A 20255-nucleotide genomic window follows, 5' to 3' on the forward strand; every position below is an offset into this window, starting at 1 on the left:
CCGTCCGGCGGATCACTGGTCCTGGCGCTCACCCACATGCTTCTCGCCGCGCTGTTCGGCGAGAAGCACCTGCCGATGCCGCTCGGCATAGCTTTCACGCTGCCGCTCGTCGCGCGCGTCGCGGCACTGTGGGCAGCTGACACCCTCCACGTATAGCGGCGAGGCGCGCTGCTCGGGGCTGACCGGCATGCGGCAGGCACGGCACAGCACGTGGCTGCCCGGCGCCAGATCATGGCCCACCGCCACCCGCTCGTCGAACACGAAGCACTCGCCGTCCCAGCTGCTGCGCGCCGCCGGCACCTTTTCCAGATAGTTCAGGATGCCGCCTTCGAGGTGATAGACGTCATCCACCCCTTCCGCCTTCAGGAAGGCCGTCGCCTTCTCGCAGCGGATGCCACCGGTGCAAAACATCGCCACCTTGTTCACGCCTTCCCGCAGCAGCGCCTCGCGATTGGCGCGGAACCAGGCTGGAAATTCGCGGAAGGTCCGCGTCCCCGGATCGATCGCACCGGGAAAGCTGCCGATCGCCACCTCGTAATCGTTGCGCGTGTCGATCACGATCGTGTCCGGCCGCGCGATCAGATCGTCCCATTCCTCCGGCGCCACGTAGGTGCCGGCATTGTTCGCCGGCTCGACGTCCGGCTCGCCCATCGAGACGATCTCCTGCTTCAGCCGCACCTTCAGGCGGTGGAACGGCATCGTCTCGGCAGCGGCATTCTTCACCGGCATGTCCGCACACCCCGGCAGGCTGCGCAAATGCGCGAGCACGCGTTCGATGCCATCGTGCGAGCCCGCGATGGTGCCGTTCACGCCCTCCTTCGCCAGCAGCAGCGTGCCGCGCACGCCCTCTTCGCGGCACAGCGCCTCGATCGGCTCGCGCAAGGCGGCAGGATCATCGAAGGTCGCGAAATGGTAAAGCGCGGTAACGCGGATGGGGGAAGTCATAGGCCCGCGATCTAGGCGCTCGCCCGCGCGGAACCAAGCCACTGGTCGGCGCGGTTGTCCGGCACCGCCGGATGAGGGACCAGACATGGCCGAAGCAACCTGGGGCGACGCCACGCCGCCCGCGATCGACTGGAAGATGAGCGCGTCGCTCGAAAACGTCACCCGCGGCGACGCCGAGCTGCCGGAGGTAACCAACCTCGAGGCGGCGGTACGTGCCTGGCAGCAGCTCGATCCCGAGCTGAAACAGCACGCCGTGCTCTCGCTCGAACGCCCGGTAATACTCGATGACGCGATGCCACTCGATCATTTTGTCGGCGAAACGATCCAGGATCTCGCCAAACGCTTGCCTGAATGACGGAACATCGCGCAGGGCAGCGTCTTCTACCGCCGATTCATTCTTGAAAGGACACCCGGCATGGCGGCCAGCCAGATCGAGATCGACGACAGCAGCCTGCTCGACAATATCGACGCCGAACAGGTCGAATTCACCGCCGAGGTCGATGGCGACGATTACGAATTCGTCGTCCAGTACGACCTGCTCGAGGCGCTGAGCGGCGACCGGCCGGACGGCGATGCGATCGACACGTTCAACCGCTTCATCGACCAGATCGGCGACGCGGCGCTTTCGGCGCTGTCGCGCAACTCGGATGCGAACCCGGTGATCGTCAGCGAAAACGACCTCGAATAGGCCTTAGGGCCGATCCTGCCCCGCCACGCCGGCGGGGCAGTGATCTCCTGGTCAGCGCGCCGCGCCACCCGTGCGGGACCACGCACGCTCGCCCCCGATCCAGGTCTGCTCCACCTTCGTCTGGCGCAGCGCGGCGGCATCACCCGCCAGCGGATCGCGATCGACGATGATGAAATCCGCCTTCTGCCCAGGCTCCAGAGAGCCGAACTTCTTCTCGGCAAAGCCGGCATAGGCCGCGCCGCCGGTAAACGCCCACCATGCCTGGTCGCGCGTCACCGCCTCTTCGGGCCGCCAGCCGCCGACCGGCTCGCCATTCTCGTCGGTACGCGTGAACGCCGCCGCCCAGCCTGCCCAGGGATCCGGCCGCTCGACCGGGAAGTCCGATCCGAACGCCAGCTTCGCCCCATTGGCCAGCATCGTCTTCCAGGCATAGGCGCCGGTCAGCCGCTGCGGCCCCAGCCGTGCCTCCGCCATCGTCCGGTCGCTGGTGGCATGGGTCGGCTGCATCGAGGCGATCGTGCCATAGCGGCCGAAGCTCTTGAGGTCGGCCGGGTCCACCACCTGGGCGTGTTCCACGCGCCAGCGGCGATCGCCCGTGTACGTGTCGCTCAGCACCTGAATCGCGTCGAGCACATTGGCGTTCGCGCGGTCGCCGATCGCGTGCACCGCGACCTGGAAATTGTCCATCGCGGCACGGCTCATCTGGTTCTGCAGCTGCGTGTCACTCAGGAACAACAGCCCCTTCTCGCCCGGCGCATCGGCATAAGGCGCCTTCAGCGCCGCACCCCGCGATCCCAGCGCGCCATCGTCGTAGATCTTGACGCCGCCCATGCGCAGGCGATCGCCGTACAGCCAGGGCGTCGGCCCCTTGCCGCCGATCCGGCTCGCCGTGTCGATCCCGGCGGCATAGCTCATGATCCGCACGCGAAGCGCGCCGATGTCGCCCATGCGGCGATAGCTCAGCCAGTCGTCGATCGTCGTTCCCATGTCGGCAACTGCGGTGATGCCGTTCGACAGCAGCACCTGCTGCGCCTCCAGGAACGCTGCGTCGCGCTCCTTGGGCAGCGGCTGCGGCAGCGCCTTCTCGATCAATTGCATCGCCGCATCGACGAACACGCCGCTGGGGGCGCCGCCGGCCTTCTCGATCCGCCCACCAGCGGGCGACGGGGTGCCGGCCGTCACGCCGGCCTCGCGCATTGCCGCGCTGTTCGCCCAGCCCGCGTGGCCGTCGGCACGCTCCAGCCAGACCGCGCGCCCCTTCGACACCTCGTCGAGATCCGCCGCGGTGGGGAAGCGGCCGAGGCCCCAGGCTTCCTGGTTCCAGCCGCGCCCGAGGATCCACTGGCGATCGGGATTGGCCGCGATGTACGCCGCCACCATCGCCTTCGCCTCGTTCAGCGAGCGCGCTTTGGAGAGGTCGAGGGACAGAACGCCGAAGCCGAGCCCCATCACATGGCCATGCGCATCGATGAAGCCCGGCATCAGCGTCTTGCCGCCCATGTCGGTGCGCCAGTCGTACAGCGGCTTGCCGGCGTTCTTCTTCAGCTCCTTGCGGCTGAGCTTCGGCGGCTCCTCGCCCGGCGGCACCAGCCGCGTGACCTTGCCGTCCTTGTCGATCAGCAGCGCCTTGAAGCGAATCACGCGGCCATCGTTGCCGATGGTGATGCCGTTGACGTTGTCGACGATGCCATCGGCCAGCGCCGGCGTGGCCACGCATGCAAGCGCCAGCGCGAGGAGGCGCTTCATCGCGGCAGCCTCCGCACCAGCGCGCTGGTATCCTGCCGGCCACCGCCCATCTTCTGCACCTCTGCGTAGAATTGATCCACCAGCGCCGCCGCCGGCAACACCGCGCCGTTGCGCTTGGCCTCGTCGAGCGCGAGTCCCAAGTCCTTGCGCATCCAGTCGATCGCGAAGCCGAAGTCGAACTCGTCCTTCGCCATCGTCGGCCAGCGATTGACCATCTGCCAGCTTTGCGCCGCGCCGCCGGAAATCGCCTCATAGACCTTGTCGAGATCGAGGTCGCTCGCCTGGGCGAAGCGCAGCGCTTCCGACAGGCCCTGCAGCACGCCGGCGATACAGATCTGGTTGACCATCTTGGTCTGCTGCCCCGCGCCCGCCGTGCCGACATGAACTATGCGCGCGGCATAGGCTTCCATTATCGGCCGCGCGGCTGCCATTGCTGGCTCGCTTCCACCACACATGATCGAAAGCGCGCCATTTTGCGCACCCGCCTGCCCGCCTGACACCGGCGCATCCACGACGAGCGCACGCGCCGCGGCGAGGCGGCGGGCGATGTGGGCGGACACCGTGGTGTGGTCGATGAACACGGCCGCTTCGGCCATCGTGCCGAAGGCGCCGTCGGTCCCGAGAGTTACCGCGGCAAGATCATCGTCATTGCCAACGCACGTCACCACCGCGTCGGCGCCTGCCGCCGCCGCGGCCGGCGTATCGGCGACGGCCAGCCCCGTCGCCTCCGCCTTCGCGCGCGTGCGGTTATAGACGGTCACGTCATGGCCGGCGCGGGCAAGGTGCCCGGCCATCGGGGCACCCATCACGCCGGTGCCGATGAAAGCGATCTTCATGTTGTCGGCGGATAGGCGCTGTTTGCACCGCGCGCCAGATGGTCCTAGTGCGCGCCTGCGAACCTGGATCAATGATCCCGTTCGGGCCGAGCCGGTCGAAACCCCTGCCCTTCTTCTTCGAAGAAAAGACAGCCGTTCGACCGACATGGCGCGAACCGGCCTTGGGATTTGGAAGATGGCGACTGCGGCACAGACCTCGACCGAGCTTCTCCCTGTCAGCATTGCTGACGTGCGCGCTGCGCATGAACGGATTCGCGATTCGATTGTCCGCACGCCCACGCTGGTCAGCAAGACGCTGTCCAACCTCACCGGCGCCACGGTGTATCTGAAGTTCGAAAACCTTCAGTTCACTGCCGCCTACAAGGAACGCGGCGCGCTCAACACGCTGCTCTTGCTGAGCGATGAGGCAAAGGCGCGCGGCGTCATCGCCGCCTCGGCCGGCAATCATGCGCAGGGCCTCGCCTATCACGCCAACCGCCTCGGCGTTCCCGCGACGATCGTCATGCCCACCAACACGCCGACGGTGAAGGTGGTGCAGACGGAAGGCCATGGCGCCACGGTGGTGCTCCACGGCACGACCTATGACGCGGCCTATGCCCATGCGCGCGAGCTGGAGAAGGAGCGCGGCTACACCTTCGTCCATCCGTTCGACGATCCGCGCGTCATCGCCGGCCAGGGCACCGTCGCGATCGAGATGCTGCAGGACGTGCCGGGACTGGACACGCTGGTCGTGCCGATCGGCGGCGGCGGGCTCATTTCCGGCATGTCGACCGTGGCGCGCGCGGCGGATCATCCGATCGAGGTGATCGGCGTCCAGGCCGAGCTGTACCCCTCGATGTACAACAAGTTGCGCCACACGGAGCTGCCCTGTGCCGGCGATACCCTTGCTGAGGGCATCGCGGTGAAGGAGCCGGGCGGCATAACCGCCAAGATGGTCGAGGCGTTGGTCGACGACATCGTGCTCGTCTCGGAACGCAGTCTCGAGGAATCGGTCAGCCTGCTGCTCCAGATCGAAAAGACGGTGGTGGAGGGCGCCGGCGCCGCGGGGCTCGCCGCACTGCTCGCCAACAAGGATCGCTTCGCCGGCAAGACGGTCGGCATCGTGCTGTGCGGCGGCAATATCGACACGCGGCTGCTCGCCAACGTCCTCCTGCGCGATCTCGCCCGGTCGGGCCGCCTCGCTCGCCTGCGCATCCGGCTGCAGGATCAACCCGGCGCACTCTACAATGTGGCGCGCATCTTCGATCAGGAACGGGTCAACATCCTGGAGCTCGCGCACCAGCGCATCTTCACCAACCTGCCGGCGAAGGGCCTCAGCCTCGACGTCGAGTGCGAAACGCGCGATCGCGCGCACCTCGATCGCCTGCTCGCGGCGCTCGGCACCGCCGGCTACGAAGTGAAGCTGATCGAACTCGCCTAGTCTACGCCGGGCACGCCGCAGCTTAGGCGGCGGCGTGGCCAGTCTAGGCGGAACGCAACGACTGCCCCGTAACGGGGCACTGATGCCTGCTGGAAAGAATTAGCGGGGCGGATTAAGCCTTTATGGTGACGTCACCGCTTCCCAAGCCCCGGTCCGGTACTCATATCCTTTGTTCAGGGTGCGCACCGGCGCATTCGTCCGGAGATACGTCGCGGTGACCGCGCCCTTTCGATTTCCTCGCTTCTTCGTCACCAGCCCTGCGCCCTGTCCCTATCTTCCCGGGCGGCAGGAGCGCAAAGTCTTCACCGAACTGGCGGGCGCGCACGCGAATGAACTGAACGATGCGCTCGGGCGGATCGGCTTTCGCCGCAGTCAGTCGGTTGCCTATCGCCCGTCGTGCGCGGGGTGCAATGCGTGCATCTCGGTTCGCGTCGTCACCCGCGATTTCCGCCCCAGTGCGACGCAGCGCAAGCTCATCCGCCGCAACGCTGATCTCGAAGTCACTGCCTGCCGCCCCTGGGCGACGGACGAGCAATATCAGCTGCTCCGCCGTTATCTCGGGCATCGCCATCCCGGCGGCGGCATGGCCGGCATGGACGATCAGGATTACGCCGACATGGTCGAACAATCCCCCGTGAATTCGGTGATCGTCGAATATCGTGAGCCGTCAGTGGATGGCGTGCCCGGCACACTGATCGGCGCCTGCCTCACCGATCAGCAGGGCGACGGGCTGTCGATGATCTACAGCTTCTTCGCGCCCGAGGCGGATGCGCGCCAGGGGCTCGGCAGCCTCATCATCCTCGATCACATCCTGCGCGCGCGCGCCGCCGGCCTGCCTTATGTCTATCTCGGATACTGGGTGAAGGGCTCGGCCCGCATGGCGTACAAGACGCGCTATCGCCCGCTCGAACTGCTCACCGCGCGCGGCTGGGTACTGGCCGGGGACGATGACATCTCCCCGTCCGAGGTTAGCGAGCGGGCCCGCGAACTCGCCTAGCAAAACGGCGCGGCGACCCGCGTAGTCACTCCTCGCTTTGCACCGTGACGTCGACGTCCAGCCGCTCCTGCCCGTCGCCCAGACGCGAGCCCTGCACCGGCGCCGCGCCCGCCGCGTCCAGCGCGATCGCGACGCGCACGTGATGCTCCTCGGGTGAGAGGCCAAGCAGCGGATCGAACCCGATCCAGCCGCAGTCCGGCACGTAGGCTTCGGCCCAGCCATGCGGCGTCGGCCGATGGTCACCCGCAAGGTCGCAATAACCCGTCACGTAGCGTGCCGGCGCACCCAGCGATCGCGCACCGGCAATGAAGATCTGCGTCATGTCGCGCGCGGTCAGCACTGGGCGGGCGAAGGCCGCCGCCGCGGTCAGGCCCTGCACTGGCCGGCCAGGGTCGGCGGCATAACGCTCATGGATCGCCAGGTTCAGCCGGTGGAGCCCCGCTATGTCGGCGGCTCCGCTCACCTCCTGCGCAAAGGTCGCAATCACCGCATCGGCCGCGGTCGCCGGGGTCGCGCGCAGGAACAATGATGGCGGCAGCACCTCGTTGGATCCCTGCACGATCCCGCCGGACGAACTCGTCACCACGTCGCCGGTGACGGTCAGCTCGATCTCCTCCACCGGCCCCGCGCAATACAGCATGGTCGTCGCATTGCCGAAGCCGTCGCGATGATGCGTCATGCGCGCGTCGCAATCGACCGCGATGTGCCAGTCCGCCACGGTCTGGTCATGCGTATTGTCGGGCGTCATGCGCAACATCTGCACAACGCGGCCCTGCGGGGCAGTGAAGCGGTAGGTGGTGCGATGCTCGATCGACAGCCGCATCAGAGGAACTTGAACTGCCGGCCGATGGCGGTGTGCAACTGGTCATTCTCGGCGATCAGCGCCTGCAGATGCTGATGCAGCCCGGATACGATCACTTCGCTCGTCCGCGTGCGCGCAATCCGGGCGTGGCGCGCCCGCGCCATCCGGTCCGCCTCGCCATGGGCGCCAGTTCGCTTGGCCAGCAACGTCAGCACCTCGACTGTCTCTTCACTCGCGACGGCGATGCTTCGCGGCAGCTCGGCCCGCGCCAGCAGCAGGTCAATGACGTTCGCCGGCACCAGTCCGTCATTGTAGAGCCAGCGATACGCGGTCACGGCGGACACGGTCTGCAGGATCGTCGTCCACTGGTCGCGGTCCACCGTCCCGCCGACGCTCTGATCCTCGGGCAGCAGGATGTGATATTTCACGTCCAGCAGCCGCGCCGTGTTGTCCAGCCGTTCGGTCGCCTGTCCCAGCCGGATAAAAAGCGTCGTCTGGTTGCGCAGCATGCGGTGGATTGCGCCCTCGAAGCCGCGCGTCTCCGCCTTCACCGCATCCACCAGCGCCAACGTGCGGTCGGGATCGGCCCGCCCCATCCTCTTGTCGAACACCAGCCACGCGCCGTTGATCGCCTGCCACGCCTCGCGCGTCAGCGCGGTGCGCACTGCCTTGGCGTTCATCCGCGCCATGTCCAGGCAGCGCACGATCGATCCCGGGTGTGAACTGTCGCTGGTCAGGAACCGCGCCACCGCCTCGCGCGTCAGGCTGCCGGCGCTCGCGGCAAAGGCAGCATCGGTTTCCGTCACGGTCAGCGCTGACAGCCACGCCGCCTCGCCGGCCGGCCGCGGCGACAGCACGTCTAGCCGAACGGTGGCCTCCACCAGCCGGGCGATGAAGTCGGCGCGCTCCACATATCGTCCCAGCCAGTATAGCGAGGACGCGGTCCGGCTCAGCATGCGCGGCCACCCGCTGCGGTTCGCGCGTCGGGGTTCGGGCGGCGCCTCACGCGGATTGCTCCTGCACCATGCCGCCCATCATCTGGATCTGCCGCTTGCCGCCATCCAGCAGCACGAAGGAATCCTTCGTGCCGCCGCCCTGCGATGAATTCACCACCAGCGATCCTTCACGCAGCGCCACCCGCGTGAGACCACCGGGCACCACCTGCACCCCCTTAGATCCGGTCAACACGAACGGCCGAAAGTCGACGTGCCGCGGGCTGAGGCCACTGTCCGCCAGCGTCGGCACGGTCGACAGCGCCAGCGTCGGCTGCGCGATATAGCGATGCGGCTCCGCCTCCAGCGCGCGGCGGAAGTCGGCGATCTCGGCCTTCGACGCAGTCGGCCCGACGAGCATGCCATAGCCGCCCGATCCGTCGACCAGCTTCACCACCAGCTCATCGAGGTGGTCGAGCGTGTACTTAAGCGCCTCGGGCTCGCGGCAGCGGAACGTCTCGACATTCGGCAGCTTCGCCTCGCGCCCCGAATAGAAGCGCACGATCTCGGGCATGTAGCTGTAGATCGCCTTGTCATCGGCAATGCCGTTGCCCGGTGCATTGATGATCGCCACGTTGCCCGCTGCGTACGCTGCAATCAGCCCCGGCACGCCAAGCATCGAATCCGGCCGGAAGACGAGCGGATCGAGGAAGTCGTCGTCTACCCGGCGATAGATCACGTCCACCTTCACGCGGCCCGCGATGGTGCGCATGTACACCGCGTCGTCATCGACCACGAGATCCGCCGCCTCGACCAGCTCAATTCCCATCGAATCGGCAAGGAAGCTGTGCTCGTAATAGGCGGAATTATACGGCCCCGGGGTCAGCACCACGCAGGTCGGGTTCTGCCCGCAGCCGCGCGGCGCCACCGATCGCATCGTTTCCAGCAGCCGGTCCGGATAGCTGTCGACGGCCGCCACCCGGAACTGCTCGAACAGCTCGGGGCAGAGCCGCACCATCGCCTCGCGGTTCTCCAGCATGTAGCTGACGCCGGACGGCGTGCGCGCATTGTCCTCCAGCACAAAGAATTCGTCCGGCCCGGTGCGTACGAGGTCGATCCCGCAGATATGCGCCCACACGCCGTGCGGCGGGCGGATGCCCGCAATCTCGGGGCGGAACTGCGGATTGTGGAAGATCAGGTCCTCGGGCAGCACGCCCGCCTTCAGGATCTCCTGCGCGCCGTAGATATCGTCGAGAAAGGCATTGATCGCCTCCACGCGCTGGATCAGCCCTTCGGACAGGCGGGTCCATTCGTCGGCCAGGAACACGCGCGGCACGATATCGAACGGGATGATCCGCTCGCTTGCGTCGCTGTCGCCATAAACGGCGAAGGTGATGCCCAGCTGGCGGAACGTGGTTTCGGCGGCTTCCTGGCGGCGGCGCAGCTCATCCGCCGGCGTTTCGACCAGCCAGCGGCCAAGATCCGCCAGCTCCGGGCGGACCGTGCCGCCACTACCCATGATTTCGTCGAACGCCTTATGCCCCATTCGCCGCCCAACGTTGGAGGATCGTTTCGGATGCATGCTGCGCGAGAATGCTGCGGCGCACAAGCTCTGGGTTAACTAGATTCTTTACGCGGTTTGCCGGGCATTGTTCCAGCTTCGACACGAACGCGCCCGGCCGCAGCGGGCGCGGCAATCAAGAGACCGAAACTCGGCCCACCAGAGGGGCCAGCGTCACACGCGCGCCGCCCTACTCAACCCGCGTATTTGACCGAACAACCGTACGGCCGCGTCTCGGGCACCGACACCGGCTTGCCCGCCTTCACCTCGCCCAGCGCGGCCAGCACATGGTTGCGCGCGCCCGCGATGTCGGCCTTGTCCGCGGTCGGCTTGTCGTCGATCCCGCCTTGGTAGACGAGCTTCCCCGACGCATCGATCAGGTACATGTGCGGCGTCGTCTTGGCGGCATAGCCCTTGCCCACACGCCCCTGCGGATCGAGCAGATAGGCAGTCGGCTGCGCCTTCTGCGCGGTCACGAACTTCTTCGCTTCCGGCCCGGTCATGTAACCCTGCTTGCCCGGCGCGCCCGAATTGATCGTCAGCCACACCGCGCCCGCGGCTTTCGCCTTGGCCTGCGTCGCCTGCATGTTCCCGCTGTCGTAATGCTTCTGCACGAACGGGCAGCCGGGGTTGTTCCACTCCAGCACCACTGGCCGGCCCTTGAACTGGTCCAGCGTCACGCTCTTGCCGTCGGCGTCGGTCAGGCGGAAGTTGCCGGCTGGCTTGCCGGTCACTTGCTGCGCGGCGGCCGGCACGATCGCCAGCCCGGCAAGCGAGATCGCGGCGATCGGGATGAAGGACAGGATACGCATCATCACTCTCCTCAAGTCGTGCCCCCCGGCAATTGCGCGAGCATGCCTGCGGTCAGCACTTGCGGCAAGACCTGCGGCTCGGGTGCGCCCTTGGGATACCAGAGATACAGCGGCACGCCGGCGCGGTTGTGCGTCTCGATGAACCGGCCAAGCACCGGATCGCCGTCCGTCCAGTCGCCCACCAGCACCGCGACACCGCCGTCCTTGAACGCCCGAGTCGCAACGTCGGTCTCGATCGCCGCCTTTTCGTTGACCTTGCACGTCAGGCACCAGTCGGCGGTGAAATAGGCGAACACCGGCCGCCCTTCCGCACGCAGGGCGGCAAGCCGCGCCTCGCTGAACGGCTCCGCTCCCGCGAGCGCCGGCGCTGAGGTCGCCGCCTGCGGCTTCACCAGCACCACTGCCACCGCCGCCAGCGCCAGCGCGGGCACCGCCGGCCACCACGCCCGCTCGCCACCGCTCGCCTGCCGCCGCCCGGTCCACCACAGGCCGAACCCCGCCAGCAGCACGGCAGCCAGCCCAATCGTCATCCCGTCGACGCCCGCCTGCCGCCCCAACACCCAGGCGAGCGCCAGCGCGGTGAGGAACATCGGCACGGACAGGATGCGCCGCAGCCGCCCCATCCACGCGCCCGGGCGCGGCAACCGCCGCCGCAGCGCCGGTACGAAGCCGATCGCTAGGAACGGCAGCGCAATCCCCAGCCCCAGCCCGGCGAACACCAGTAGCGCCGCCGCCGCCGGCAGCACGAGGGCCGCGCCGAGTGCCGCGCCCATGAACGGGCCTGTGCACGGCGTCGCTACGAATGCGGCCAGTGCGCCAGTGGCGAAGGCGCCGCTCGCGCCCGACCGACTGGCGAAGCGCGGCGTCGGCAGCTCGAACAAGCCGGCGAGGTTCAGCGCAATCGCGGTGACGAGCAGCAGCAGCACCCCGATCACCCGCGGGTCCTGCAGCTGGAATGCCCAGCCAACCGTTGCGCCGCCCGCGCGCAGCGCCAGCAACGCGCCGCCCAGTGCCAGGCACACCAGCACCACGCCGGCGGTATAGGCCAGCGCCTCGCGCCGCGCCGCGCTCTCCGTCTCGCCCGATTTGGCGAGGCTCAGCGCCTTCAGGCTCAGGATCGGAAAGACGCAGGGCATGATGTTGAGCAGCAGCCCGCCCATCAGCGCGCCGCCGAACGCCAGCGCCGCCGCCTGCCACCCGGCCGTGCCAAGCCCCGATGATCCCTCCGCCGCCGCCACGGTGCCCTGCACCGCGCGAATGGAGAATCCCTCGCCGTCCCCGGTCGCCAGCACGCCCTCGATCGCGCCCGTCGCCGGCGTCTGCGCCGCCTTCGTCGTCACCACGATCCGGTCGCCGTCGCGCACTGCCGCCTGCGGCGCGGCATAATCGATCGCGCCGCCAGCGAGGGGATAGAAATAGATCTGCTCTGCGGTCGCGCTCGCGGGGAACGGCACGCCCAGCCGGAACTCGCCCTGCGCTGCCTGCCACACGCCTTCGGAGCCGAGCGGCCGCGGCAGCTTCTGCCGCCAGCGATCGAACTTCGCGCGCGTTGCCGGGTCCACGGCGCCATCGCCCACCGTCAGCTCGGTCGACAGCATCTGCGTCTCGGGTACGCAGATCTCCTCGGTGCAGACGAGATAATCCGCCTTAACGCTCACCGGCAGCCGCGTGCCCGGCGCCAGCCCCGCGGGAATTTTGAGATCCACCAGCTGCGCGAACGGCGCCTCATAGACGTAGTTCATCAGCCCGCCGACGATCAGCCGTCCGGGTACCGGATAACGCAGCTCGCCTGCGCTTATCCCATCGGGCAGCGTCCACTTCAGCTGCGTCTCGATCCCGGCGTCGCCGCCGTTCTTCCAATAGCCGTGCCAGCCCTTCTCGGGCCGCGAATCAAACGCCAGCGTCACGATCGATCCCGGCGCCGGCTGCGGCGTCTCGGGAACCAGGCTGATCGCGACATGCCGCGTTTGCATGCCCGGCACCTGCGCTGCGGCGGCCTGCGCCAGCAGCGTCATGACCATGAAAAACAGGGTTGCTACCCAAGCTTGCCTAGCCGCCATGTCAGGCACATACCGCGCTCGGCCCCGCAATGCACCTAAGGTCCCCGATGAAAGCTCTTCTTGCCGCCCTTCTCGCCTCGATCGCGCTGCCCGTCGCCGCGCAGGAAGCCGCGCCCGACGCTGGCTCCACGACTGTCACGACTTCCGCCCCCGCGCCAAGCACCCCGCCCAAGCTGATCGTCGCGATCTCGGTGGATCAGTTCTCGGCCGATCTCTTCGCGCAATATCGCAATCACTTCACTGACGGGTTCGCGCGCTTGCTGCAGGGCGCCGTCTTCCCGGCGGGCTACCAGAGCCACGCCGCGACCGAGACGTGCCCCGGCCACTCGACGATCCTCACCGGGATGCGCCCCGGCCACACCGGCATCATCGCCAACACCTGGATCGATCAGAAGGCGCCGCGGGAGGACAAGCAGGTCTATTGCGCCGAGGACGAGCGCGTCGCCGGCAGCAACCACAATGTCTACACCCCGTCCGATCTTCACCTGAAGGTGCCGACGCTCGGCGAGATGATGAAGGCGGCAAACCCCGCCAGCCGCGTCGTCGCGGTCGCCGGCAAGGATCGCGCGGCGATCATGATGGGCGGCCACAAGGTGGACGAGCTCTGGTTCTGGGGCGGCAAGGATTTCGTCTCCTACGCCGGCCGTCCGGTCCCCGGCGCCGTCCAGCGCGGGCGTGACGCGGTGGCAAAGCTGATCGCTTCCCCGCAGGAGCCGCTGCCGGTGCCCGGCTTCTGCCGGCCGCTGATGCAGCCGATCGACATCGGCGGGCAGGTGATGGGCAACGGCCGCTTCGCCCGCGCCGCCGGTGACACGCGCGCCTTTCGCGCCTCGCCCGCGCTCGACGGCGCGGTCTTCGCGATCGCCGCTGGCCTCATCCAGGACATGAAGCTCGGTCAGGGCACCGCCCCCGATCTGATCGCGATCGGCGCCTCGGCTACCGATTATGTCGGCCACGGCTATGGCCCGGGCGGCGGCGAGATGTGCCTCCAGATGGCGGAACTCGATCGCACCATCGGCGGCTTCCTCGCCACGCTCGATTCGTGGGGCATCGACTATGAAGTGGTGCTGACCGCCGACCACGGCGGCCATGACACGACGGAGCGCCAGCAGCAGCGCGCGATGCCCATGGAAAGCCGCGTCGCGGCCGATCTGTCTGTGTCCGATATTGGCGCCGCGATCGGCAAGCAGCTCGGCATCGCGGGCCCGGTCCTGCTCGGCTCGGAAGGCGACGTCTACGTTTCGGACAGCGTTCCCGCCAACAAGCGCGCCGCCGTCATCGCCGCAGCGGTGAAGCAGATCCGCGCCCATCCGCAGGTGCAGGCGGTCTATACCCGTGACGAGATCGCCGCCTCGTCGGTCCCGGCTGCACCGCCCGAAACCTGGACGCTGCTGCAGCGCGCCCATGCCTCGTTCGATCCGGAGCGGTCGGGCGATTTCCTCATCATGCTGAAGCCCCGCGTCACCGGCATCGCCAAGCCTGGCCCCGGCTATGTCGCGACACACGGCAGCCCTTGGGATTATGACCGCCGCGTGCCGATCCTGTTCTGGCGCAAGGGCATGAACGGCTTCGAACAGCCGCAGTCGGTGGAAACGGTGGATATCGTGCCAACGCTCGCCGCCACCATCGGCCTCAAGGTCAACGGCCTCGACGGCCGCTGCCTCGATCTCGACAGCGGCCCCGCCAACACCTGCAGCTAATCGACACTAAGCCCCTCCCCTCCGGGGGAGGGGCAGGGCGGGGCTCGTCCACACTCCCCGCCCATTCGCCGTCGGTACGTCCGCCTACGGCTGCCGCACCTCGTACGCGCGCACCCCTGGCCCTAGCCGGTTCTCGCCTAGCGCCACCCGCTCACCGCTCACATTCGCCACGAACGCCGGGCTCTTCGCCTGCCCCGGCGCCAGGCTCGCGACATTGTCGTGCACGCTAAGGCCCGCGGAGCGGTACTTGCGCTGCTCCGCCGCCACCACGATCATCCCGCCCCAATTTTCCTTGCGCGTACCCTGGACGAAGGTGTTGCGCGCGATCTCGCCGGTCGCCCCTTCGGGCAGGTCGATCATGTAGTTCGTCCGGTCGCCCGCCGTATCATCGAAGCTGTTGTCGGTGATCCGCACCTTGGGCACGCGCAGCTTGACGTAATGGCCGCCCTGCCCGCGATCGAAGCGCGAATTGGTGATCGTCACGCTGCCACGGCTGCCGAGGTACACCGAATGCGCGCAATCCTCGGTCTCATGGCACTGCCCCAGCCCCGAGAAGGTCGATCGATCGATCGTGACGTTCGATGCGTCATCGGTGCCGCCCAGGATCCCCTCCTGGCTGTCGAGGAACATCGAATTGCGCACTACGAGGTCGCCAATCTCGATGCGGATCCCCGCGCCATTGCCATCCGGCACCCGGATCTTGCGGAAGACGAGGCCGTCGACCACCGCCCCGCCGCCGCGCAGCACCAGCGCCGCCTTCCCCTCGCACGCGCCCTCGAAGATCGCGGTCCCCGGCTCCACCGCCTTGAAGGTGATGCGGCCCGCCTGCTGTACTGCGCACTCGCGATACACGCCCGGTGCGATCAGCACGGTGAAGTCGCGCCCGCGATTCTCCATCAGCGCATCGTCCAGCGTCGCGAAGCTCTGGCCGGTCTCCTGCACCGTGAAAGGTCCGCGGCCTTGCTGTGCGGCGGCCGGCGCGGCGAGCGCAACCATCAGGAGAACAGCGGGAATGCGCATGAAGAAAGTCCTTTCCCTGCCGCCCTGTCGCGCGGCGGCGAGCAGCGGCAGCAGCTTCCGGGGTTAACGCCCATGCCCGCCCGGCGCATCGGTTGACGCGCACCCCCGCTGTCCCGTCGCGGCACGGGCGCGCCATATCGCGTTTCCAGTTGCAACCGACCTAAGTCGGTCTCATTAGCGTACCGAAACGTCAAATCCTTAGGCGGAGAGGCTCACATGCAAAGCTACCTGAAGCACTATATCGATGGCGCCTGGGTCGACAGCGACGGCGGCACCCGGCACCAGGTGATCGATCCGGCGACCGAGCAGCCCTGCACCGAGATCACGCTCGGCTCGGCGGCGGACGTCGACAAGGCGGTCGCTGCCGCGAAGAAGGCGTTCAAGACCTGGTCGCAGACCAGCGTCGACGAGCGCGCCGCGATCCTCGAAAAAGTGATCGCACTCTACAAGAAGCGCATTCCCGATCTCGCCGCCGCCACCAGCCGCGAAATGGGCGCGCCGATCTCCTTCGCCAGCATGGCGCAGGCCCCCGCCGGCCTCGGCCACTTCATGGGCACGCTCGCCGCGCTGAAGGAATTCAGCTTCTCCGAAACCGCCGCCAAGGGCGCGCGCGTGGTTCATGAGCCGATCGGAGTCGTCGCCATGATCACGCCGTGGAACTGGCCGCTCAACCAGATCTGCGCCAAGGTCGCGCCGGCGCTCGCCGCCGGCAACACGATGATCCTGAAGCCGTCGGAAGAAGCGCCGTCGAATGCGATGATCCTGGCCGAGATCCTCGAGGAAGCCGGCGTTCCCGCAGGCGTCTTCAACCTCGTCAATGGTGACGGCCCGACGGTCGGCGCGGCGCTTTCGGCGCACAAGGACGTCGACATGGTCAGCTTCACCGGCTCCACCCGCGCCGGCATCGCCGTCGCGACGGCCGCCGCCGCGACGGTCAAGCGCGTCCACCAGGAACTCGGCGGCAAGGCCCCGAATGTGGTGCTCGAGGGCGCGAAGCTCGGCGAAGTGCTGCCGCCGACGCTCGCCGGCGTCATCGCCAACACCGGCCAGAGCTGCATCGCGCCCACCCGCCTCCTCGTCCACAAGAGCCAGGTCGGCGAGGCTGAGGAAGTCGTGAAGGCGATCATGGAAGCGACGCAGGTCGACAGCCCCGAGAAGGAAGGCGCGCACATCGGCCCGGTCGTCAACAAGGCGCAGTTCGAGAAGATCCAGGGGCTGATTCAGTCCGCGCTCGACGAAGGCGCCCGCCTCGTCACTGGCGGCGTCGGCCGTCCGGACGGCCGCAACGCCGGTTACTACGTAAAGCCGACCGTGCTCGCGGACGTGACGCCGGACATGCGCATCTATCGCGAGGAAACGTTCGGACCGGTCGCAACGATCACCACCTATGGCGACACCGACGAAGCGGTCGAGATGGCGAACGACACCGAATACGGCCTGTCGGCGACGATCTCGGGCGATCCGGCGGAAGCCGCGAAGATCGCCGGCAAGCTGCGTGCCGGCCTCGTCACGATCAACGCCTGGGGGCCGAACGGAGCGACGCCGTTCGGCGGCTACAAGTCGTCGGGGAACGGCCGTGAAGGCGGCAAGTGGGGCCTCACCGATTTCATGGAAGTGAAGACCATCATCGGCGAACCCGCCTGAGCCGGAACTAATGAACGGGCGCCCCACGCAAGGGCGCCCGTCTTTCATGGGAGAGAAGATATGATCGTCACCGTGCTATATCCGAACCACGAAGGCGCCAAGTTCGACGGCGCCTATTACAAGGCGACCCATGCCGAGCTCGCCAAGGCGATCTGGAATCCCGATCGCGTCGAACTGATCGAGGGCGTGGCCCCCGGCGGCGGCACCCCGCCATATGCGCTCATCGCGCACTTCCACTTCGCGTCGCCCGAAGCGATGGGCCAGGCCATGGCCAACCCGCGCATGGGCGAGCTTCAGGCGGACGTGGCGAACTTCACCGACATCACGCCGGCGATCATGATCGGCAAGCCGCTCTGATCCCGCTCCTCCGCGCGGGAGGACGCATTATTTAGATATTCCGTCACCCCGGGCTCGAACCGGGGTGACTTGCCCCAATCACAAACGATCGTGTTGAGCCTGTCGAAGCAGGTGCCCCACGCGCGCGCGTTTCAACGCCGGTGAGCGGGTCTTACGCCAGCGGCCAGAAGAAGATGATCAGCGGCGTCCCGACCGCCACCACGATCAGCGACAAAGGCGCGCCAAGCCGCGCATAATCCCCGAAGCGATAGCCGCCCGGCCCCATCACCAGCGTGTTGCACTGGTGCCCGATCGGGGTCAGGAAATCGCATCCCGCGCCCACCGCGGTCGCCATCAGGAACGCTTCGGGGCGATAGCCAAGATCACTGGCAAAGGTCGCCGCGATCGGTGCCATCACCAGCACCGTCGCCGCATTGTTCAGGAACGGCGTCACCGCCATCGCTGCCGCCAGGATCAGCGCCACCGCGCCCCAGCCGGGCAGCGTCTGTGCCACCTGCGCCAGCCATGTCGCGATCACGTCCGAGGCCCCGGTCGTGCGCAGCGTATCCGATACCGGGATCAGCGCGCCCAGCATGATCAGGATCGGCCATTCGATATGGTCGTACGCATCGCGCAGCGGCAGCGCGCCGATTGCGAGGATTGTGCCCGCCGCCGCGAAGAACGCCACCGCCACCGGCACCAGCCCCAGCGCCGTCGCGCTCATCGCGACACCGAGGATCGCCACCGCCAGCCAGCCCTTGCGCGACGTGCCGAGCCGCATCTCGCGCTCCGCGAGCGGCAGGCAGCCAAGATCGCGCAGTCGCTCGGGCAACAGGCCGAGTGGCCCCTGAAGCACCACCACGTCGCCCGCACGCAGCACGGTATTGGCCAGCCGCCGCGACAGCCGCTCGCCCCCGCGAGAAATCGCGATCAGGTTGATGCCGTACAGCGTCTGCAGCCGGATTCGCCCCGCCGTCTGCCCGACGAGGATTGAACCGATGTTGATCACCGCTTCGATCACGCCCGTCTCGTCACCGGCCGATCCTTCCGGCGCCAGCCGGTCCGCGCCTTCCAGCTTCAGCCGGTCGCGCGCGATCACGCGCTCCAGCGCGTCGGGCTCGCCGGCCAGGATCAGCACGTCGTCCTCGTGCAGCACGTCATCACGGTGCGGCGCGCTGCGCATCTCGGCGCGCAGGATCTGCGTGATGGTGATTTCCTGCTCGTGCCGCTCCAGGAACTCACCCACCGTCTCGCCGACCGCCGGCGATCCCTCGGAAACGACGACTTCGGTGACATAGCCGGTGATGTCGAGCGCCTCGCCCATCGTCGGCGCCGCGCGCCGGTCGGCCGGGATCAGGCGATAGGCAACGGCAAGATACAGCAGCCCGATCAGCAGCAGGCACGCGCCCACCGGCGTATAATCGAACATGCCGAACGGATGCCCGGTCATCTGCTCGCGCACCCGGCTGACGATGATGTTGGGTGACGTGCCGACCAGCGTCATCAGCCCGCCCAGCAGCGAGGCGGTCGCCATCGGCATCAGGAACACGGAGGGGCTCGCATTGCTCCTGCGCGCCATCTGGAACGCCGCCGGCATCAGCATCGCCAGCGCGCCGATGTTCTTGACCAGCGCACTCGCCACGCCGACCGATCCCGTCAGCACCAGCAGTTGCCCACGCACGCTGCGCACCCGCCGCGAGATGCCGCGCAACGCCCGCTCGATCACGCCCGATCTTTGCACCGCGCCCGAGATCACCAGCGCCGATCCGACGATGATGACGATATCGTCGGAAAAGCCCTTGAACGCCTCCTCTGGCTTGACGATGCCAAGCGCCAGCGCCGCGAGCAACGCCAGGATCGCCACCACGTCGTAGCGAAAGCGCCCCCAGATGAAGAGCGCCATCATCCCCGCCAACGTGGCGAGGGAGAGATATTGCGGCAGCGTCATCGGTCCCCGGCGATGGCGTTGAAGATGAAGCGGAAACGGCGCGCAGGGCGTTCGGTTGCGTGGACCGGTACGATATCGTATATACACGGATATACGGAGGTCGCGATGGGTGTCATAGAAGGAAAGATCTTCAAGAGCGGCAATAGCGCCGCGATACGCTTGCCCAAAGAGCTTGGCGCCGAGATCGGGATGGGCGTGTTGCTCGAGCGCGTCGGCAACAAGATCGAGGTCACGCTCAAGAACGATCCCGCCGAGGAGAAGAAGCGCATCGCCGCACTTGCCACTACGCTTCAGGATATCTGGTCCGATGCCCCGCTGCGTCGGGAACGCGGCCAGCGCGATCCGGTTGAAATCCCGGCCCGTGCTGCGACGTGAACGGGTTCCTGCTCGACAGCGACGCGGCGATTCACCTGCGCGATGGGACGGCGGGCGTCAGCCAGCGCCTGGTAACCCTCGGTGTCATCCCCCACCTGTCACTCATCACCCGGATTGAACTGGAAGGTGGCGTCGTCGCCGTGCCTGCACTTCGGGAGCATCGTCGCGCCGCGCTCGACCGTCTTCTGGCGACGTTGCCTACGCTGCCGGTCGATGACAAGGTGGCGGCGCAATATCGGACGATCGTCGAGGCTCTTGGCTATTCCCGTCGGCAGGTGCTTGATCGGCTGATCGCTGCCACGGCGATAGTGCATCAGCTCAGGCTCATCACGATGAACGCCGATGATTTTCGCGTTATTCCCGGCCTGAGCCTCGAAGTGTGGCAGGCAGTATAACCCGGGTTCCGGCTTGATCCTCCGCCGCGTCCGGCGAG

The 20255-nt window shown here is 67.5% G+C and carries 19 protein-coding genes; 9 read left to right on the forward strand and 10 right to left on the reverse strand.

Annotated elements, in window-relative coordinates:
* Positions 1-12: 12 nt before the first annotated feature.
* The gene (locus ACH0CP_RS03600) at positions 13-945 is read right to left on the reverse strand and encodes a rhodanese-related sulfurtransferase (RefSeq protein WP_294443017.1); all 933 of its coding nucleotides are present in this window, start codon (positions 943-945) and stop codon (positions 13-15) included.
* A gap of 85 nt (positions 946-1030) precedes the next feature.
* Between ACH0CP_RS03600 and ACH0CP_RS03605 the strand changes: the two genes are divergently transcribed.
* Complete coding sequence (locus tag ACH0CP_RS03605; RefSeq protein WP_406875783.1) at positions 1031-1300, forward strand: hypothetical protein; 270 nt, start codon at positions 1031-1033, stop codon at positions 1298-1300.
* A 60-nt stretch (positions 1301-1360) separates the two neighbouring features.
* Positions 1361-1633 carry a DUF1488 family protein gene (locus tag ACH0CP_RS03610; RefSeq protein ID WP_294443012.1) on the forward strand — a complete coding sequence of 91 codons (273 nt, stop codon included), beginning with the start codon at positions 1361-1363 and terminating at the stop codon, positions 1631-1633.
* A gap of 51 nt (positions 1634-1684) precedes the next feature.
* Here the strand turns inward: ACH0CP_RS03610 and ACH0CP_RS03615 are convergent, their stop codons facing one another.
* Together ACH0CP_RS03615 and ACH0CP_RS03620 are read right to left on the reverse strand one after the other, a co-directional pair.
* Positions 1685-3379 carry an amidohydrolase gene (locus ACH0CP_RS03615; RefSeq protein ID WP_294443011.1) on the reverse strand — a complete coding sequence of 565 codons (1695 nt, stop codon included), beginning with the start codon at positions 3377-3379 and terminating at the stop codon, positions 1685-1687.
* Positions 3376-4215: an NAD(P)-dependent oxidoreductase gene (locus tag ACH0CP_RS03620; protein ID WP_294443010.1), complete on the reverse strand. Its 840-nt coding sequence runs from the start codon at positions 4213-4215 to the stop codon at positions 3376-3378. Before ACH0CP_RS03620 ends, ACH0CP_RS03615 begins: the two co-directional genes overlap by 4 nt.
* A 175-nt stretch (positions 4216-4390) precedes the next feature.
* Between ACH0CP_RS03620 and ACH0CP_RS03625 the strand changes: the two genes are divergently transcribed.
* Together ACH0CP_RS03625 and ACH0CP_RS03630 are read left to right on the forward strand one after the other, a co-directional pair.
* Positions 4391-5635: a threonine ammonia-lyase gene (locus ACH0CP_RS03625; RefSeq protein WP_294443009.1), complete on the forward strand. Its 1245-nt coding sequence runs from the start codon at positions 4391-4393 to the stop codon at positions 5633-5635.
* 214 nt (positions 5636-5849) lie between these two features.
* Positions 5850-6632 (forward strand): arginyltransferase, encoded by a 783-nt coding sequence (locus ACH0CP_RS03630; RefSeq protein ID WP_294443008.1) that lies wholly within the window; start codon positions 5850-5852, stop codon positions 6630-6632.
* 25 nt (positions 6633-6657) lie between these two features.
* Here ACH0CP_RS03630 and ACH0CP_RS03635 read toward each other — a convergent pair whose 3' ends face one another.
* The 5 genes from ACH0CP_RS03635 to ACH0CP_RS03655 form a co-directional block, all read right to left on the reverse strand.
* Entirely contained in the window at positions 6658-7455 is a 798-nt protein-coding gene (locus ACH0CP_RS03635; RefSeq protein WP_294443007.1) for a transglutaminase family protein, read from the reverse strand.
* Positions 7455-8390, reverse strand: a complete 936-nt coding sequence (locus ACH0CP_RS03640) for an alpha-E domain-containing protein (RefSeq protein ID WP_406888389.1) — start codon at positions 8388-8390, stop codon at positions 7455-7457. Before ACH0CP_RS03640 ends, ACH0CP_RS03635 begins: the two co-directional genes overlap by 1 nt.
* A 46-nt stretch (positions 8391-8436) precedes the next feature.
* A complete protein-coding gene (locus ACH0CP_RS03645; protein WP_294443005.1) occupies positions 8437-9912 on the reverse strand; it encodes a circularly permuted type 2 ATP-grasp protein in 1476 nt (491 codons plus the stop codon).
* A 209-nt stretch (positions 9913-10121) separates the two neighbouring features.
* Positions 10122-10739 (reverse strand): redoxin domain-containing protein, encoded by a 618-nt coding sequence (locus ACH0CP_RS03650; protein ID WP_294443004.1) that lies wholly within the window; start codon positions 10737-10739, stop codon positions 10122-10124.
* An 11-nt stretch (positions 10740-10750) separates the two neighbouring features.
* The gene (locus ACH0CP_RS03655; protein WP_294443003.1) at positions 10751-12760 is read right to left on the reverse strand and encodes a protein-disulfide reductase DsbD; all 2010 of its coding nucleotides are present in this window, start codon (positions 12758-12760) and stop codon (positions 10751-10753) included.
* 86 nt (positions 12761-12846) lie between these two features.
* Between ACH0CP_RS03655 and ACH0CP_RS03660 the strand changes: the two genes are divergently transcribed.
* Positions 12847-14499 carry an alkaline phosphatase family protein gene (locus ACH0CP_RS03660; protein WP_406875784.1) on the forward strand — a complete coding sequence of 551 codons (1653 nt, stop codon included), beginning with the start codon at positions 12847-12849 and terminating at the stop codon, positions 14497-14499.
* A gap of 84 nt (positions 14500-14583) precedes the next feature.
* Here ACH0CP_RS03660 and ACH0CP_RS03665 read toward each other — a convergent pair whose 3' ends face one another.
* Positions 14584-15519 (reverse strand): right-handed parallel beta-helix repeat-containing protein, encoded by a 936-nt coding sequence (locus tag ACH0CP_RS03665; RefSeq protein ID WP_294443000.1) that lies wholly within the window; start codon positions 15517-15519, stop codon positions 14584-14586.
* A gap of 216 nt (positions 15520-15735) precedes the next feature.
* On the opposite strand from ACH0CP_RS03665, the gene ACH0CP_RS03670 reads away from it, so the two are divergent.
* Positions 15736-17163: an aldehyde dehydrogenase family protein gene (locus ACH0CP_RS03670; RefSeq protein ID WP_294442999.1), complete on the forward strand. Its 1428-nt coding sequence runs from the start codon at positions 15736-15738 to the stop codon at positions 17161-17163.
* Between the two features lie 60 nt (positions 17164-17223).
* Positions 17224-17520, forward strand: a complete 297-nt coding sequence (locus ACH0CP_RS03675; protein WP_294442998.1) for an EthD family reductase — start codon at positions 17224-17226, stop codon at positions 17518-17520.
* Between the two features lie 151 nt (positions 17521-17671).
* Here ACH0CP_RS03675 and ACH0CP_RS03680 read toward each other — a convergent pair whose 3' ends face one another.
* On the reverse strand, positions 17672-19447 hold the full coding sequence (locus tag ACH0CP_RS03680; protein WP_294442997.1) for an SLC13 family permease: 1776 nt from the start codon (positions 19445-19447) through the stop codon (positions 17672-17674).
* A 105-nt stretch (positions 19448-19552) separates the two neighbouring features.
* Here ACH0CP_RS03680 and ACH0CP_RS03685 point away from each other — a divergent pair, with 105 nt between their 5' ends.
* Together ACH0CP_RS03685 and ACH0CP_RS03690 are read left to right on the forward strand one after the other, a co-directional pair.
* Positions 19553-19822, forward strand: a complete 270-nt coding sequence (locus ACH0CP_RS03685; protein ID WP_294442996.1) for an AbrB/MazE/SpoVT family DNA-binding domain-containing protein — start codon at positions 19553-19555, stop codon at positions 19820-19822.
* On the forward strand, positions 19819-20217 hold the full coding sequence (locus tag ACH0CP_RS03690) for a PIN domain-containing protein (RefSeq protein WP_294442995.1): 399 nt from the start codon (positions 19819-19821) through the stop codon (positions 20215-20217). The genes ACH0CP_RS03685 and ACH0CP_RS03690 overlap by 4 nt, the downstream gene beginning before the upstream one ends.
* Positions 20218-20255: the final 38 nt, after the last annotated feature.

The sequence above is a fragment of the Sphingomonas sp. 179-I 2A4 NHS genome (assembly GCF_045369135.1).
Classification (GTDB): Bacteria; Pseudomonadota; Alphaproteobacteria; order Sphingomonadales; family Sphingomonadaceae; genus Sphingomonas.